Source organism: Herbidospora daliensis (genome assembly GCF_001570585.1).
In the GTDB taxonomy this organism is placed as follows: domain Bacteria; phylum Actinomycetota; class Actinomycetes; order Streptosporangiales; family Streptosporangiaceae; genus Herbidospora; species Herbidospora daliensis.
In genome coordinates, this window is the sequence record NZ_BBXF01000004.1 from 568,791 (window position 1) to 585,197 (window position 16,407).

The 16,407-nt window shown below is 66.2% G+C and carries 13 protein-coding genes; 11 read left to right on the forward strand and 2 right to left on the reverse strand.

Annotated features, from left to right (window positions below; translation table 11 throughout):
• The first annotated feature begins 25 nt into the window (after positions 1 to 25).
• From AW274_RS22935 to AW274_RS22980, 10 genes are all read left to right on the forward strand, one after another.
• A complete protein-coding gene (locus AW274_RS22935; protein WP_062436068.1) occupies positions 26 to 1,141 on the forward strand; it encodes a trypsin-like serine peptidase in 1,116 nt (371 codons plus the stop codon).
• Positions 1,142 to 1,231: 90 nt separating this feature from the next.
• Positions 1,232 to 2,425: a trypsin-like serine peptidase gene (locus AW274_RS22940; protein ID WP_062436070.1), complete on the forward strand. Its 1,194-nt coding sequence runs from the start codon at positions 1,232 to 1,234 to the stop codon at positions 2,423 to 2,425.
• A gap of 253 nt (positions 2,426 to 2,678) precedes the next feature.
• The gene (locus AW274_RS22945; RefSeq protein ID WP_062436072.1) at positions 2,679 to 3,878 is read left to right on the forward strand and encodes a trypsin-like serine peptidase; all 1,200 of its coding nucleotides are present in this window, start codon (positions 2,679 to 2,681) and stop codon (positions 3,876 to 3,878) included.
• A 393-nt stretch (positions 3,879 to 4,271) separates the two neighbouring features.
• Positions 4,272 to 5,525: a trypsin-like serine peptidase gene (locus AW274_RS41435; RefSeq protein ID WP_062436074.1), complete on the forward strand. Its 1,254-nt coding sequence runs from the start codon at positions 4,272 to 4,274 to the stop codon at positions 5,523 to 5,525.
• A gap of 400 nt (positions 5,526 to 5,925) precedes the next feature.
• Positions 5,926 to 7,104, forward strand: coding sequence for a trypsin-like serine peptidase (locus AW274_RS22955; RefSeq protein WP_062436076.1), 1,179 nt, complete (start codon positions 5,926 to 5,928; stop codon positions 7,102 to 7,104).
• A gap of 171 nt (positions 7,105 to 7,275) precedes the next feature.
• Positions 7,276 to 8,508 carry a trypsin-like serine peptidase gene (locus AW274_RS22960; RefSeq protein ID WP_062436078.1) on the forward strand — a complete coding sequence of 411 codons (1,233 nt, stop codon included), beginning with the start codon at positions 7,276 to 7,278 and terminating at the stop codon, positions 8,506 to 8,508.
• A gap of 342 nt (positions 8,509 to 8,850) precedes the next feature.
• Positions 8,851 to 10,056 carry a trypsin-like serine peptidase gene (locus AW274_RS22965; RefSeq protein ID WP_062436080.1) on the forward strand — a complete coding sequence of 402 codons (1,206 nt, stop codon included), beginning with the start codon at positions 8,851 to 8,853 and terminating at the stop codon, positions 10,054 to 10,056.
• Positions 10,057 to 10,382: 326 nt separating this feature from the next.
• Positions 10,383 to 11,594, forward strand: a complete 1,212-nt coding sequence (locus tag AW274_RS22970; protein WP_062436082.1) for a trypsin-like serine peptidase — start codon at positions 10,383 to 10,385, stop codon at positions 11,592 to 11,594.
• A 162-nt stretch (positions 11,595 to 11,756) separates the two neighbouring features.
• Positions 11,757 to 12,842 carry a trypsin-like serine peptidase gene (locus tag AW274_RS22975; RefSeq protein ID WP_062436084.1) on the forward strand — a complete coding sequence of 362 codons (1,086 nt, stop codon included), beginning with the start codon at positions 11,757 to 11,759 and terminating at the stop codon, positions 12,840 to 12,842.
• Positions 12,843 to 12,947: 105 nt separating this feature from the next.
• A complete protein-coding gene (locus tag AW274_RS22980) occupies positions 12,948 to 14,087 on the forward strand; it encodes a trypsin-like serine peptidase (RefSeq protein WP_062436087.1) in 1,140 nt (379 codons plus the stop codon).
• A 49-nt stretch (positions 14,088 to 14,136) separates the two neighbouring features.
• Here AW274_RS22980 and AW274_RS22985 read toward each other — a convergent pair whose 3' ends face one another.
• Positions 14,137 to 15,312, reverse strand: a complete 1,176-nt coding sequence (locus AW274_RS22985; RefSeq protein ID WP_062436090.1) for an NAD(P)-dependent malic enzyme — start codon at positions 15,310 to 15,312, stop codon at positions 14,137 to 14,139.
• 268 nt (positions 15,313 to 15,580) lie between these two features.
• On the opposite strand from AW274_RS22985, the gene AW274_RS22990 reads away from it, so the two are divergent.
• Positions 15,581 to 16,126, forward strand: a complete 546-nt coding sequence (locus tag AW274_RS22990; protein ID WP_062436091.1) for a CGNR zinc finger domain-containing protein — start codon at positions 15,581 to 15,583, stop codon at positions 16,124 to 16,126.
• On the opposite strand, the gene AW274_RS22995 is transcribed toward AW274_RS22990, so the two are convergent.
• Positions 16,081 to 16,395, reverse strand: a complete 315-nt coding sequence (locus AW274_RS22995) for a S24 family peptidase (RefSeq protein ID WP_062436092.1) — start codon at positions 16,393 to 16,395, stop codon at positions 16,081 to 16,083. The two genes, AW274_RS22990 and AW274_RS22995, sit on opposite strands and share 46 nt — an antisense overlap.
• Positions 16,396 to 16,407 lie beyond the last annotated feature (12 nt).

Genomic DNA, 16,407 nt, shown 5'->3' on the forward strand with positions numbered 1-16,407 from the left:
GTCACGAGACCCCCGAGAGGCCCCCATGACCAGGCGGATCACCCTTGCCGCGGGCGGCGTCGCCGCCGCGCTGGGTGCCGCCGCGCTCCTCTCGGTCTGGACGCCGACGTCCACCCCCGCCATCGCGGCCCCGCCCACGGCGCCCCTGATGGAGGTCTCGGCGAAGATGGCGGCCCCGCCGGCCGAGAAGCACCTCGGCAAGGGCGTGATGGCCTACCCCCTCGCGGCGACCGGCGCCGACATGCAGAAGGTCGCCGCCTACTGGACGCCGGCCCGCCTGAAGGAGGCCAGCACCTACGTCCCGGCCTCCAAGCCGGCCGCCGGGGCCAGGCAGGCCCCCTCGATGGCCGAACTCTCCGGCGAGACCACGCTGACCTCGACCGCGACCGCCGCCGCGGCGCCCTCGCAGCAGCCGATGGTCGGCAAGGTCTTCTTCAAGCTGGGCGACAAGGAGTACTGGTGCTCCGGTTCGGTCGTCCACTCCAAGAACCGCAACCTGGTCGCCACGGCCGGCCACTGCGGCTGGTCGCTCGGCCAGAACAAGCCCGTGGAGAACTGGGTCTTCATCCCCTCCTACGCGGGCGGCTCGACCGACGCGGGCATCTACGTCGGCCACACGCTCTACCTCCACGAAGACTTCTCCGGCGCGGGCGACTACGACCGCGACTACGCCTTCGTGACCGTCTACCGGGGCTTCACCTGGAAGGGCGACCAGCGGGTGCAGGGCGGCCGGCTCGAAGACAAGGTCGGCGCGTTCCAGTTCGCCTCGACGAAGGGCCGCTCGCGCGCGGTGTCGGTGTTCGGCTACCCGGCCGGCGCCCATCCTGACGGCAGCCGCCCCTACGACGGCCAGACGGTCCGCCCCTGCGCCGGCGTCACCAAGGCCACCCCGGCGAGCGCCCCCACCTATCTGCTGGAGAACGGCGTCCTGCTGAACCCCTGCCCGTTCACGGCGGGCGCGAGCGGCGGCCCGTGGGTGCTCGGGTGGGACCCGGTGAAGAAGACTGGCTTCCTCAACGGCGTGACCAGCCTGACGTGGAACATCGACGCCGACGGCAAGCTCGACGCCGCGTCGTCGCCCTATTTCAACGCGGTGACCGCGCGGGTCTACCAGCAGGCCGCCAAGCAGGCGACGAACTAGAAAGCGCCTTGCAAGCGCGCATAAAGCGGGGATAAAGCGCAGGAACCTACCTTCATCACAGCACACCCTCTGTAATGAAGGAGCACCACCATGCGATCCCGAGCGAAGCACCTCGCGCTCCTCGGCGCCACCGCCGGCCTTCTCGGCGCGGCCCTGGCCGTCCCGTCCGCGGCCAGCGCCGCTCCCGACGAGGCGTCCGACCCGCTGGCCGGCAGCGGCATCGCCGCCTGGAACGTCGTCGCCTTCTGGTACGGCCAGGCCAAGGCCAACCTGAACGCCGCCACCCCCTACGACGTCGAGACCAAGGTCGTCGCCAAGCACCTGTCGAAGGGCGGCCCGTCTGCCGACGGCAAGCCCGGCCTGGTCCCGCCGATCGGCGGCGCGGGCTCCACCTCGTCCAAGAACGTCAACCTGCCCCGCACGACCGGCAAGGTCTTCTTCCTGGACGCCGACAAGAAGCCCCGCTGGTGCACCGCCACCTCGCTCCAGGCGAAGTACAAGAACCTGGTCGCCACCGCCGGGCACTGCGTCTACGACACCGAGTCGAACGCCGCCACGCTGAAGTACTGGGTGTTCGTCCCGGCCTACTACCAGGGCAAGACCCCCTACGGCGTGTACGTCGGCAAGCAGGCCTTCACCCACTACGACTTCGACGTCTACGAGGACTTCGACCGCGACTACGCCTTCGTCACCGTCTACAACGGCCTGAAGGCCCCGCACGACGGCGGCCCGCTCGACGGCGACTGGAAGAAGGTCTCCAAGAGCGAGTGGGACAAGTACCGCTCCTACGGCACCTACCCGTGGATCGTCGACAAGTACACGAAGAAGATCGGCTCGAAGTACTACATCTGGAAGTTCGTCGACGCCGGCCGGCTGGGTGACAACGTGGGCGGCCAGGGCTTCGCGTACAACCAGAAGAAGAACGTGAAGGACTACGTCTTCGGCTACCCGAGCGGGTCACACCCCGACGGCAACCACGCCTACACGGGCCAGACCCAGAAGTGGTGCTACGGGACCACGTTCCCCGCCTCGGCGCCGGCCATCAAGGCGGAGGAGCTGCTCGGCGTCAAGTGCAGCTTCACCGGCGAGGGCTCGTCGGGCTCGGCCTGGATGTACAAGTACAGCAACACCAGCCGCAAGGGCTACCTGAACGGCGTCACCGCCGCGGTCTCCGACACCGACGGCAACGACCGCATCGACGTCAGCCTCTCGCCCTACTTCGACGGCGAGACCTACGGCATCTACAAGCACGCGGCGAACCTGTGGTCGGGTTCGATCGCCTAACCGGGAAAGGCCCGGCCGTCCTCGGCCGGGCCTTTTTCATGCCAAGAAGAATTAGACGTACATAGTCGGATTTCGGTGCCATGGAAAAATGTGATTCGAGTCACATTCGAACCAAGATCCGACTGCCGCCAGTCAAGTCCCACCTGCGGCAATGCGTGCACAACGGCCCCAAAGGCGCGGTGAAGTCGCTTTGGACACGCGGAACATCCCGCATATCGTCCTGACGGTCCCTTTACCAACGCATGGAGCAGCCTTGAAGCGCACCCTCGCCCTCTCCGGTGTGGCAGCCGGCCTGCTGGCCTCCGCCCTCGTCGCCCAGCCCGCCTCGGCGGCCGGCGACGTGGCGAGCGACCCGCTGGCGAAGACCTCCCTCGCGGCCAAGAACGTGGTCGCCTACTGGTTCGCCAACAAGTACGCCAACCTGGTCGGCTCGACCCCCTACAACGCCGAGACGACCATCAGCGTCAACAAGCACGTCTCCACCGGCGGCCCCGCGGCCGACGGGAAGGCTGGAACGGTCCCCGCGATCGGCGACGAGGCCAAGTCGGGCGGTTCCTCCAAGAACGTCAACCTCCCCCGCACCACCGGCAAGGTGTTCTTCCGCGGCGGCGACGGCAAGCCCCACTGGTGCACCGCCACCTCCCTGCAGTCGAAGTACAAGAACCTGGTCGCCACCGCCGGCAGCTGCGTCTACGACACGGTGACCAACAAGGCCACCCTCGACTACTGGGTCTTCGTCCCGGGCTACTACCAGGGCAAGACCCCGTGGGGCATCTACGTCGGCAAGACGGCCTACACCCACTACGACTTCGACGTCTACGAGGACGGCGACCGCAACTACGCGTTCGTCACCGTCTACAACGGCCTCAAGGCGCCGTCGTCGGGCCTGCCCGCCAAGGGCAGCGAGTTCGCCCGGTGGATGCGCACCGAGAACACCAAGGAAGTCTCCAAGGGCGAGTGGGAGACCTACAGCAAGGCGATCCGCTCGCCCGGCCCGATCAAGGGCAAGTACTACGTCATCCGCTTCACCGACGCCGGCCGCCTCGGCGACAACGTCGGCGGCCAGGGCCTGGCCTACAACCAGAAGGTCGGCCAGAACGTCTACGTGTTCGGCTACCCGAGCGGCTCCCACCCGGACGGCAACCACGCCTACACCGGCCACACGCTCAAGTGGAGCTACGGCAAGACGTTCAAGGCCAAGGCGTCGGCCGTGAAGGCCGAAGAGCTGATCGGCGTGAAGTCGTCGTTCACCGGCCAGGGCTCGCTGGGCTCGGCGTGGTTGTCGCAGTACAAGAGCGCCCGTCGCCTCGGCTACCTGAACGGCCTGACGAGCGGCGTCTCCGACACCGACGGCAACAAGCGCATCGACACGAGCGTCTCGGCCTACTTCGACGGCGAGACCTACGGCGTCTACAAGGCCGCCGCGAACCTGTGGAGCGGCTCGATCGCCTAAGCAAGATCGAACTGTCAAGATCGATCAGTCAAGATCGACCCCTGTGAAGGCCCGGCCGCTACGGCCGGGCCTTTGCCGTTCGCGGCAGGTTCCATTGATCGCATGTGATTTATGTCACATTCCCAGGCTGTTCTCAGGAACGTGTGGTTTTCTACGCCGCTCGCCTGTCACATACCCAGGGCACCAGAGCTGCGCTTCCGTCTCTTGCGTGTCATTGACACGTCTGTCAACACGCAGTGACTCAGATAACGGACACGCATCCGTCACTCCGAGTCACACACGAACCTCAGATAGCGCTTCAACCACAGAAGATCGCCGCTGTAGGGTCCAGCCATCCCTTTCCTGACGCATGGGACGCAAGCGCGGCCCACGTACAGACCAAGGAGTTCCCCCATGAAGCGCACTCTCGCCCTCGGTGGCGTGGCGGCGGGCCTGCTGGCCTCCGCCCTCGTCACCCAGCCGGCATCCGCCGCCGGTGACGTCGCCAGCACCCCGCTGGCCTCCACCGGCATCGCGGCGCAGAACATCGTCGCCTACTGGGCCGCCAACAAGGCTGCCAACCTCGTGGGCGCAACCCCCTACGACGTGGAGACCCAGGTCGTCGGGAAGCACGTCTCGACCGGTGGCCCGACCGCCGACACCAAGCCCGGGATCGTTCCCGCGATCGGTGACGAGAAGAAGGTCACCAGCACCTCGAAGAACGTCAACCTGCCCAAGACCACGGGCAAGGTGTTCTTCACCGGCTCCGACGGCGCGCCGCACTGGTGCACCGCCACCTCCGTTCAGGCCGCGTACAAGAACCTTGTCGCGACCGCCGGCCACTGCGTCTACGACGTCGTGTCCAACGCCGCCACGCTGAAGAACTGGGTGTTCGTCCCCGGTTACTACCAGGCGAAGACCCCGTGGGGCATCTACGTGGGTAAGCAGGCCTTCACCCACTACGACTTCGACGTGTACGAGGACGGCGACCGCAACTACGCGTTCGTCACCGTGTACAACGGCCTGAAGGCCCCGCACGACGGCCCCGCCTTCGGCGGTCCCGCCCCGAAGACGCCGAAGTGGTACGACAAGAGCGGCGGCGACGGGTGGAACGACCTCGGCGGCTGGGTCGAGGTCAGCTACGAGGTGTACAAGCAGTACTTCGGCTTCGACACCTTCATCGGTGACACCGCGGTCGTCAACGGCCGCAACGGCAAGAAGCACTACTTCATCTGGAAGTTCGTGGACGCTGGCCGTCTCGGCGACAACGTCGGTGGCCAGGGCCTCGCGTACAACCAGAAGATCGGCCAGTCGGTCTACGTCTTCGGCTACCCGAGCGGCAAGCACCCGGACGGCAACCACGCCTACTCCGGCCACACGCTCAAGTGGAGCTACGGCAAGACCTTCGCGGCGAAGGCTTCGGACATCAAGGCCGAGGAGATCATCGGCATCAAGTCCTCCTTCACCGGTGAGGGCTCGCTGGGCTCCGCGTGGCTGTCGCAGTACAAGAGCGCTCGTCGCCTTGGCTACCTGAACGGTGTGACGATCGGCGTCTCCGACACCGACAAGAACAACCGTATCGACACCTCGGTGTCGCCGTACTTCGACGGTGAGACCTTCGGCGTCTACAAGGCTGCTGCGAACCTGTGGAGCGGCTCGATCGCCTAAGCGGTCGCCTGTTCGACGAAAGACCCGATCGTTACGATCGGGTCTTTTGTCGTTTTTGCGCGTTCCAGCAAAGGTTGGGTTAACTCTCCATTCGGTTCCATTGATCACAAGTGATTTACATCACATTCCCAGAATCTTCACAGATTCTTGTGGTTTCTTACCGCGCCCACAGAAACCTGTCAGACGCCTCGCAAGCTGCGCTTCCATCCCAAAGGCACTCCTGACAGCTCTGTCAACATGCCGTCAGGTATGTCACGAAGAGATCGCGACGCCTCAAGCGCCCTCAGAGACCTCAGGTATCGCTGCGGACCCACCCAAGATCGGCTGTAAGGTCCACTCATCCCTTTCCTGACGCATGGGACGCAGGACGCGGCCCACGTACAGACCAAGGAGTTCCCCCATGAAGCGCACTCTCGCCCTCGGTGGCATTGCGGCCGGCCTGCTGGCCTCCGCTCTCGTCACCCAGCCGGCTTCCGCCGCCGGTGACGTCGTCAGCACCCCGCTGGCCAACACCGGCATCGCGGCCAAGAACATCGCGGGCTTCTGGTGGGCCGAGAACATGGCCCAGCTGAAGGGCGCGACCCCCTACGACGTGGAGACCCAGGTCGTCGGGAAGCACGTCTCGACCGGCGGCCCCACCGCCGACACCAAGCCGGGCATCGTCCCCGCGATCGGTGACGAGAAGAAGACCACCAGCACCTCGAAGAACGTCAACCTGCCCAAGACCACGGGCAAGGTGTTCTTCCGCGGCGCTGACGGCAAGTCGCACTGGTGCACCGCCACCTCGGTCCAGGCCGCGTACAAGAACCTCGTCGCGACCGCCGGTCACTGCGTCTACGACACGGTGAACAACAAGGCGACCCTGGACAAGTGGGTCTTCATCCCCGGTTACTACCAGGGCAAGACCCCGTGGGGCATCTACGTCGGCAAGCAGGCCTTCACCCACTACGACTTCGACGTGTACGAGGACGGCGACCGCAACTACGCGTTCGTCACCGTGTACAACGGCCTGAAGCTGCCCCACGGCGGCCTCAAGGACGTCAAGACGCTGAAGGACCTCGGCGGTCTGGTCGAGGTGTCGTACGAGCTCGCGAAGCAGTACGACATCAAGTTCTACGACTCCGAGGCCAAGAAGTGGTACATCTGGAAGTGGAACGACGCCGGTCGCCTCGGTGACAACGTCGGGGGCCAGGGCCTCGCCTACAACCAGAAGGTCGGCCAGAACGTCTACGTGTTCGGCTACCCGAGCGGCTCGCACCCGGACGGGAACCACGCTTACTCCGGTCACACCCTCAAGTGGACCTACGGCAAGACGTTCGCCGCCAAGGCGTCGGACATCAAGGCCGAGGAGATCATCGGCGTGAAGTCCTCCTTCACCGGTGAGGGCTCGCTGGGCTCCGCCTGGATCTCGCAGTACAAGAGCGCTCGTCGCCTCGGCTACCTGAACGGTGTGACCATCGGCGTCTCCGACACCGACAAGAACAACCGTTACGACACCTCGGTTTCCCCGTACTTCGACGGTGAGACCTTCGGCGTCTACAAGGCTGCTGCGAACCTGTGGAGCGGCTCGATCGCGTAAGTGGTCACCAGCTGACGGAAGGCCCGGTCGTTTACGACCGGGCCTTTTGTCGTTCTCCGAACGGTTTCTTGATCGCCGCAGTCACAAAAGATCCCGTCAGTAACCTCCGGAACATCCCTTTCCTGACGTATGGACGCAGGCGCGTCCGCGTACAGACCAAGGAGTTCCCTCATGAAGCGCACCCTCGCCCTCGGCGGTGTGGCGGCCGGCCTGCTGGCCTCCGCCCTCGTCACCACCCAGCCGGCTTCCGCGGCCGGCGACGTCGCCAGCGACCCGCTGGCCTCGACGGGCATCCAGGCCAAGAACGTCGCGGCCTTCTGGCTGGCGGAGAACGCCGCCAACCTGATCGCCGCCACCCCGTACGACGTGGAGACCACGGTCCCCTCCAAGCACGTCTCGACCGGCGGTCCGACGGCCGACACCAAGCCGGGTGTCGTCCCCGCGATCGGCGACGAGAAGGCGACCACCAGCACGTCGAAGAACGTGAACCTGCCCAAGACCACCGGCAAGGTCTTCTTCGCCGACGGTTTCGAGAACAAGGGCACGTTCTGGAACCCGAAGTGGGTCGCGAAGAACCCGCACTGGTGCACCGCCACCTCGGTGCAGTCGAACTACCGCAACCTGGTCGCCACCGCGGGTAGCTGTGTCTACAACACGGAGACCAACTCGGCGACCATGAACTACTGGGTGTTCGTCCCGGGCTACTACCAGGGCAAGACCCCGTGGGGCGTGTACGTCGGCAAGCAGGCCTTCACCCACTACGACTACGACGTCTACGAGGACGGCGACCGCAACTACGCGTTCGTGACCGTCTACAACGGCCTCACCCTGAACGGCCCCGACCAGTCGGCTCCCGTGAGCAAGGTCGAGGTCACCGAGGCCGAGTACCGGACCTACTGGGAGAACAGCGGCCGCCTGCTGCTGGCCGGCGCCGAGAAGGACGCCGCCCACAAGTGGCACTTCTACATCTGGAAGTTCAAGGACGCCGGTCGCCTCGGCGACAACGTCGGCGGCCAGGGCATCGCCTACAACCAGAAGGTCGGCCAGTCGGTCTACGTCTTCGGCTACCCCAGCGGCTCGCACCCGGACGGCAACGCCGCCTTCTCCGGCAAGACCCTGAAGTGGACCTACGGCAAGACCTTCGCCGCCAGCGCGTCGGCCATCAAGGCCGAGGAGCTGGTCGGGGTCAAGTCGTCGTTCACCGGTGAGGGTTCACTGGGCTCGGCGTGGATCTCGCAGTACAAGAACACCCGCCGTCTGGGCTACCTGAACGGCGTGACCATCGGCGTCTCCGACACCGACAAGAACAAGCGCTACGACACCTCGGTGTCGCCGTACTTCGACGGCGAGACCTACGGCGTCTACAAGGCCGCCGCGAACCTGTGGACCGGTTCGATCGCCTAAGCGCACGACGTGAAGGCCCGGCCGTCAGCGGCCGGGCCTTTTCGGTTCCATTGATCGGATGTGATTTACGTCACATTAAACGATCTATGTCCGACTTCTTCACCTTCGGTTAACCATCAGCGTCAAGCGCGGCACCCCTGCGGGCGTGGAGCTTTCCGCCCCGGCGGAGCCCTGACCGACGGGTCGACTGTGAGTCACTCGGATAACACGAGCATCACGGGCCTCTGAGGTGCGCAAACACCACTTCAGACCCTGAAGATCGCGGGAGTAACCTCCGGAACATCCCTTTCCTGACGTATGGGACGCAGGACGCGGCCCACGTACAGACCAAGGAGTTCCCTCATGAAGCGCACCCTCGCCCTCGGTGGCGTGGCGGCCGGCCTGCTGGCCTCCGCCCTCGTCACCCAGCCGGCCAACGCCGCCGGCGACGTCGCCAGCACCCCGCTGGCCTCGACCGGCATCGCGGCCAAGAACATCGCGGCCCTGTGGCTGGCGGAGAACGCCGCCAACCTGGTCAACGCGACCCCGTACGACGTGGAGACCCAGGTCGTCTCCAAGCACGTCTCCACCGGCGGCCCGGCGGCCGACACCAAGCCGGGCGTCGTCCCCGCCATCGGTGACGAGAAGCCGACCACCAGCACCTCGAAGAACGTCAACCTGCCCAAGACCACGGGCAAGGTGTTCTTCTCCGACGGCTTCAACTGGGACCGCAAGTCGCACCGCTGGGTCGCCGTGAACCCGCACTGGTGCTCGGCCACCTCGGTGCAGTCGAACTACCGCAACCTGGTCGCCACCGCCGGCAGCTGTGTCTACAACACCGAGACCAACAAGGCCACCCTCGAGAACTGGGTGTTCGTCCCGGGTTACTACCAGGGCAAGACCCCGTGGGGCATCTACGTCGGCAAGCAGGCGTTCACGCACTACGACTACGACGTGTACGAGGACGGCGACCGCAACTACGCGTTCGTCACCGTGTACAACGGCCTGAAGCTGCCCTCGGGCGGCTTCGCCGCGATCGAGTCCGACGCCGACCTGGGCGCCTGGACCGAGGTGACCGAGACGGTCGCCAAGACCTACAAGTTCCACTTCCGGTACAAGGGCAAGTACTACGTCTGGAAGTTCATCGACGCCGGTCGCCTCGGCGACAACGTCGGCGGTCAGGGCTTCGCCTACAACCAGAAGGTCGGCCAGAACGTCTACGTGTTCGGCTACCCGAGCGGCCAGCACCCCGACGGGAACCAGGCCTTCACCGGCAAGACCCTGAAGTGGAGCTACGGCAAGACCTTCGCGGCCAAGGCCTCGGCCATCAAGGCCGAGGAGCTCCTGGGCGTCAAGTCCTCCTTCACCGGTGAGGGCGCCCTGGGCTCGTCGTGGATCGCGCAGTACAAGAGCGCCCGCCGTCTGGGCTACCTGAACGGCGTCACGATCGGCGTCTCGGACACCGACGGCAACAAGCGCTACGACACCTCGGTGTCGCCGTACTTCGACGGCGAGGCCTACGGCGTCTACAAGGCCGCGGCGAACCTGTGGAGCGGTTCGATCGCGTAGTGGTCGTCCAGCGGAAGGCCCGGCTCCGGCCGGGCCTTTTCGTTTGCCCGTTCCAACGAAGTTCCCTTTGACGCACGGGCCCCCGAATCGGTGCCATCGGCTTTATGTGATTTACATCACATCATCACCTGTTGATAACGACCCGACTCCACCTCTGACCTCGGGTCTGACAGGTCACGGAAATGTCACGGGAACCTGAGCGGTTTCGGACGCCCTAGATCCGCTACCGCGTGTGACAAACAGGCATGTAAGTTCCGGGTTGCCCCTTTACTGACGCATGGGACGCAAGAGGCGGCCCACGTACAGACCAAGAGGAGTTCCCCCTTATGAAGCGCACTCTCGCCCTCGGTGGTGTGGCGGCCGGTCTGCTGGCTTCCGCTCTCGTCACCCAGCCGGCCAACGCCGCCGGCGACGTCGCCTCCGACCCCCTGGCGACGACGGGCATCGCGGCCAAGAACATCGCCGCCCTCTGGCTGACGGAAGGCGCCGCGAACCTGATCAACGCGCAGCCGTACAACGTCGAGACCACGGTTCCGTCGAAGCACGTCTCGACCGGCGGTCCGTCGGCCGACACCAAGCCGGGCATCGTCCCCGCCATCGGTGACGAGAAGAAGACGACCAGCACGTCCAAGAACATCAACCTGCCCAAGACCACGGGCAAGGTGTTCTTCGCCGACGGCGTCAAGAAGGACCCGGCGACCGGTCGTGTCGTGGCCGTCAACCCGCGCTGGTGCACCGCCACCTCGGTCCAGTCGGCCTACCGCAACCTGGTCGCCACGGCGGGCAGCTGCGTGTACGACACCGAGACCAACTCGGCGACCATGAACTACTGGGTCTTCGTCCCGGGTTACTACCAGGGCAAGACCCCGTGGGGCGTGTACGTCGGCAAGCAGGCCTTCACCCACTACGACTTCGACGTGTACGAGGACGGCGACCGCAACTACGCGTTCGTCAACGTCTACAACGGCATCTCGCTCGGCCAGGGTGCGCCCGCCGAGATCACGAAGGCCGAGTACGACGCGTACCAGAAGAACGGTGGCGGCTTCCTCACCCGGACGAAGACCGAGAAGGTCGACGGCAAGGACGTCACGAAGTACTTCGTGTGGAAGTTCAAGGACGCCGGTCGCCTCGGTGACAACGTCGGCGGCCAGGGCTTCGCGTACAACCAGAAGGTCGGCTCGTCGGTCTACGTCTTCGGCTACCCGAGCGGCTCGCACCCGGACGGCAACCAGGCCTACTCCGGCAAGACCCTCAAGTGGAGCTACGGCAAGACCTTCGCCGCCAAGGCTTCCGCCATCAAGGGCGAGGAGCTGCTGGGCGTCAAGTCGTCCTTCACCGGCCAGGGCTCGCTCGGCTCGGCGTGGCTCGCGCAGTACAAGAACACCCGCCGTCTCGGCTACCTGAACGGCGTGACCATCGGCGTCTCCGACTCCGACGGCAACAAGCGCATCGACACCTCGCTCTCGTCGTACTTCGACGGTGAGACCTACGGTGTCTACAAGGCCGCCGCGAACCTGTGGACCGGCTCGATCGCCTAGTCGATCCGCTTGACCTGTGAAAGCCCGGCAACCAGCCGGGCTTTTTCCTTTTTTATGTGTTCTTTAGCAGAGTTGCCAGAGTCATGTAAGTTTCTGGCTATCCCTTTCTGGCGCATGGGACGCAAGAGGCGTCTCACGCCAATCGCAAGGAGCGAACCCCCTGTGAAGCGCATCCTCCTTCCCGTCGGCGTGGCCGGCCTCGTGGCCGCCTCCTTAGCGGTCCCGGCGCACGCGGGCCCCAAGGTGGGCCAGTCCGCCAAGATGGCGGCGCCCGCCGCGGCCGCCGACACCCTGGAGTTCTGGACCGCCGACGGCGGCAAGAACCTCAAGGCCGCCGCCCCCTACGGCCTGGAGCACGCCCGCGTCCCCAAGCACGTCTCGACCGGCGGCCCGGCCGCCGACGGCAAGCCGGGCGTGGTGCCCGCCATCGGCGACGAGGCCAAGCCCACGACGACGTCCAAGAACGTCAACCTGCCCAAGAGCGCCGGCCGCGTGTTCTTCACGCTCGGCGACTCGCTCTTCTCGTGTTCGGCGTCGTCGATCCAGTCGGCGTACAAGAACCTCGTGGCGACCGCCGGGCACTGCGCCTACGACCTGGAGAGCAACGCCTCCGTCGTCGGCCGCTGGGTGTTCATCCCGGGCTACTACCAGGGCAAGGCTCCCTGGGGCGTGTACGTCGGCAAGACGGCCTACACCCACTACGACTTCAGCGTCTACGAGGACATCGACCGCGACTTCGCCTTCGTGACCGTCTACAACGGCATCACGCGGTCGGAGGACAAGTGGAAGGACGTCGGCCGCCTCGGCGACAACGTCGGCGGGCTCGGCTTCGCGTACAACCAGAAGGTCGGCCAGAACGTCTTCGTGTTCGGCTACCCGACCGCCTCGCACCCCGACGGCGACTACACCTACACCGGCTCGACCATGAAGTGGTGCTACGGCAAGCCGGTCTACCCCGTGGTCGAGAAGAGCGTGAAGGCCGAGGAGCACATGGCCCTGCGCTGCTCGATGACCGGCGGCGCCTCGGGCGGCCCGTGGATCATCAAGTACAGCAGCACGGCCCGCAAGGGCTACCTGAACGGCGTCAGCAGCCTCGGCGGCGACACCGACGGCAACAACCGCAGCGACCTGATCACCTCGCCTTACTTCGACGGCGAGACCTACGCCGTCTACAAGACCGCGGCCCCGCTGTGGTCGGGCTCGATCGTCAAGAAGGACGGCACCCTCGGGCTCACTGAAGTTAAGTAGTTCCTGTGTGACTTAGGTCACATTCCTTTTCCTCCCGTTTGTTTTCGGCCTCTCGGTTAGTCATCTGCGAGATCAATCCGCAACGGGAGGAAAAGGAGGGTTCACGTGGACAAGCGCGCACGTCTGGGTCTCGTGACCGCCGGCATCGCCGGATCCGCCGTTCTGGTGGCGTTACCGGCGAACGCCTCGCCCGCCGACGGACCCACGGTCTCCGTGGCAGACGCCGACAACATCGCGGGCTTCTGGTTCCGCAGCAACAGCAAGGCGCTCAAGGCCGCCACCCAGTGGGGCCCCGACGCCGAGACGGTCGCCAAGGTGGCCAAGCTGTCCTCCAAGGGCGGTCCCTCGGCCGACGGCAAGGCCGGCACCGTCTCCCCGACCGGGCCCGGCGGCCAGGCGGGCAAGTCCAAGAACATCAACATCCCCAAGACGCTGGGCAAGGTCTTCTTCCGCAAGAACGGCAAGACCTACTGGTGCTCGGCGAGCTCGATCCAGGCCAAGTACAAGAACCTGGTCGCCACCGCGGGCCACTGCGTCTTCGACACCGACGACAACGACCACATGCTCGACCAGTGGATCTTCGTCCCGGGCTATTACCAGGGCAAGGCCCCCTGGGGTGTCTACGTCGCCAAGCAGGGCTTCACGCACTACGACTTCGACGTCTACGAGGACTACGACCGCGACTACGCGTTCGTCACGGTCTACAACGGCGTCAGGTTCGAGGCCAACCGGGCCGTGTCCGAGAAGCAGTACAAGGGCCACGGCGGCGTCAAGTGGCGCGACAAGGGCAAGTGGTGGATCCTCACCGTCAAGGACGCCGGCCGCCTCGGCGACAACGTCGGCGGCCAGGGCCTGGCCTACAACCAGAAGGTCGGCGCCGGCGCGGTCTACGCCTTCGGCTACCCGGCGGCCCGGCACCCCGACGGCAACAAGGCGTTCACCGGGGTCACCCCGAAGTGGTGCTACGGCAAGCCGAACCGTGAGGTCACCGACGCCGGGCTCAAGATCGAGGAGCAGATCGCGATCACCTGCTCGATGACGCCGGGCGCCGACGGCGGCCCGTGGCTGCTGAAGTACAGCAACGCCCGCCGCCTCGGCTACGTCAACGGCGTGACGAGCGCCTTCGCCGACTCCAACGGCAACGACCGCATCGACAAGATCACCTCGCCCTACTTCGACGGCGAGACGTACGACGTCTACAAGGCCGCGGCCAGCAATTGGTCGGGCAGCATCGTCAAGAAGTAACGCCGAACGGAAAGGCCCGGCCTCGGGGGAGGCCGGGCCTTTCGGCGTCCTACCGGCGGGCCACGCCGTCCTTGCGGGCCTGGTCGGCCACCGCGCGGGTGACGGCCGGGGCGACCCGGTCGTCGAACGGCGAGGGGATGATGTTGTCGGGCCGCACGTCGTCGCCCACGACCCCGGCGAGCGCCTCGGCGGCGGCGATCTTCATGTTCTCGGTGATCGTGGTCGCCCGCACGTCGAGCGCGCCCCGGAACACCCCGGGGAAGGCCAGCACGTTGTTGATCTGGTTGGGGAAGTCGGACCGCCCGGTCGCCACCACGGCGGCGTGCCTGGCGGCCACCTGGGGGTGCACCTCGGGCGTCGGGTTCGACAGGGCGAACACGATGGCGTCCTGCGACATCGAGGCGATGGCCTGCTCCGACACCGTCGAGCCGGACAACCCGATGAACACGTCGGCCCCGGCGAGCGCCGACTCGGTCGAGCCGGTCAGCCCGGCCTTGTTCGTGTCGCGGGCGAGCGCGGTCTTGTACGGGTTCATGCCGGCCCGGCCCTCGAAGATGAGGCCCTTGCTGTCGGACACCGCGATGTCGCCGATGCCCGCGTTGAGCAGCATGCGGGTCACCGCGACTCCCGACGCGCCGGCGCCCGCGACCACGACCCGCAGCTCGCCGAGGCGGCGGCCGGTGACCCGGGCGGCGTTGGTGAGCGCGGCGGTCGCGACGATCGCGGTGCCGTGCTGGTCGTCGTGGAAGACCGGGATCGACAGCAGCTCCCGCAGCCGGTCTTCGATCTCGAAGCACCGGGGGGCGCTGATGTCCTCCAGGTTGATGCCGCCGAAGGAGGGAGCGAGCCGCACGACGGTCTCGACGATCTCGTCGACGCCGGTGCAGTCGAGGCAGATCGGCACCGAGTCGACCCCGCCGAACTCCTTGAACAGCAGCGACTTGCCCTCCATGACGGGCATCGCGCCGGCCGGGCCGATGTCGCCGAGCCCCAGCACGGCGGTGCCGTCGGTGACCACGGCGACCACGTTGGAGACCCACGTGTATTCGTTGACGAGCTCGGGCGAATCGGCGATGGCCGAGCAGACGCGGGCCACGCCGGGCGTGTAGGCGAGCGACAGATCGTCGGCGTTTCGGACCGGGATGGTGGCTCTGACCTCTAGCTTTCCGCCGCGGTGCAGCGCGAAGGCCGGATCGAGGTCGAGGGCTTCGAGGGAAGCAGTCATTACGCTGACCCCTGATGTCTGGTGACGGACACAACACAGACCGTTACGAGACGAGGGCCCGCGGCATGGATAGACACCGGAACCGTCGTCGTTGACGGCCGTCTCGGGCACGGGGGTCACCCGTTGCCCTAGTGTGCCACATGCTGAGACGGCCCTCGCGGTCAGATACTCCGCAGCCGATTCGCCTTTGATGCCCTGACAATCTCTTTGGAACTTTCCGTCCCTGTGTAATACTCAATGTCCAGAGTCACCTATTACAGGGTTCCCCGTGGACTTGACCTCCTATGCCGAACTGGCCGTCCTCCTCGTCAACCGCCGGGACGATCTGAAGACCCTCGACGGGCTGCGCGGCCTGCTGGCCGAGACCGGCCGGACCGAGGCCGCCGGGCGGGCGACCCGGCGCGACCTCGACCACGTCATCGAGCTGCGCGACGAGCTGACCGAGGTGTTCGAGTCGGCCGCCGAAGGCAACGAGGAAGACGTGGTCCAGCGCCTCAACGGGCTGCTGGTGCGCCATCCCGTCCACCCCCAGATCGCCGGCCACGACGGCCAGCCCTGGCACATGCACCTGACCGAGGGCGGCCGGGTCGGCGACACCGTCGCGGTCGGGTCGGTGATGGGCCTGGCGAGCGTGGTCACCGGCCTCGGGGTCAACCGGCTGGGCCTCTGCCAGGCCACCCCGTGCCGCAACGCCTATCTCGACACCTCGTCGAACAGGTCGCGCCGCTACTGCTCGGAACGCTGCGCCAGCCGGGCCAACGTGGCCGCCTACCGGGCCAGGAAACGCGGCCCCAAGGCGAGTGACGGCCAGTAACGGCCGACCACCTTCCCGACGATCCGGTCCTGGGGAATCGCGCCGAAGTCCCACGAGTCCCGGCGGCCGGGCGCGCTCTGGTTGTCGCTCTCCAGCCACCAGCCCTCGTCGGTCCACCGGAACACCCTTTTGACGATGAGGTTCCCGGGTAGCCGAGCGATCACGACGTCTCCCGGACGGATCTTCGCGTTGCGGCGGACCACCAGGCAATCGCCCGGCCGCAGGGCCGGAAGCATGGAATCCCCGGTCACCCGGACGCTGGTGAACATGATCCACCTCGG

What these genes read in the sequence shown, in the direction of transcription:
- AW274_RS22935 (WP_062436068.1), top strand. Translation starts at nt 26, where the DNA reads ATGACCAGGCGGATCACCCTTGCCGCGGGCGGCGTCGCCGCCGCGCTG.
- AW274_RS22985 (WP_062436090.1), bottom strand. Translation starts at nt 15,312, where the DNA reads ATGACTGCTTCCCTCGAAGCCCTCGACCTCGATCCGGCCTTCGCGCTG.
- AW274_RS22965 (WP_062436080.1), top strand. Translation starts at nt 8,851, where the DNA reads ATGAAGCGCACCCTCGCCCTCGGTGGCGTGGCGGCCGGCCTGCTGGCC.
- AW274_RS22955 (WP_062436076.1), top strand. Translation starts at nt 5,926, where the DNA reads ATGAAGCGCACTCTCGCCCTCGGTGGCATTGCGGCCGGCCTGCTGGCC.
- AW274_RS22940 (WP_062436070.1), top strand. Translation starts at nt 1,232, where the DNA reads ATGCGATCCCGAGCGAAGCACCTCGCGCTCCTCGGCGCCACCGCCGGC.
- AW274_RS41435 (WP_062436074.1), top strand. Translation starts at nt 4,272, where the DNA reads ATGAAGCGCACTCTCGCCCTCGGTGGCGTGGCGGCGGGCCTGCTGGCC.
- AW274_RS22970 (WP_062436082.1), top strand. Translation starts at nt 10,383, where the DNA reads ATGAAGCGCACTCTCGCCCTCGGTGGTGTGGCGGCCGGTCTGCTGGCT.
- AW274_RS22995 (WP_062436092.1), bottom strand. Translation starts at nt 16,395, where the DNA reads ATGTTCACCAGCGTCCGGGTGACCGGGGATTCCATGCTTCCGGCCCTG.
- AW274_RS22960 (WP_062436078.1), top strand. Translation starts at nt 7,276, where the DNA reads ATGAAGCGCACCCTCGCCCTCGGCGGTGTGGCGGCCGGCCTGCTGGCC.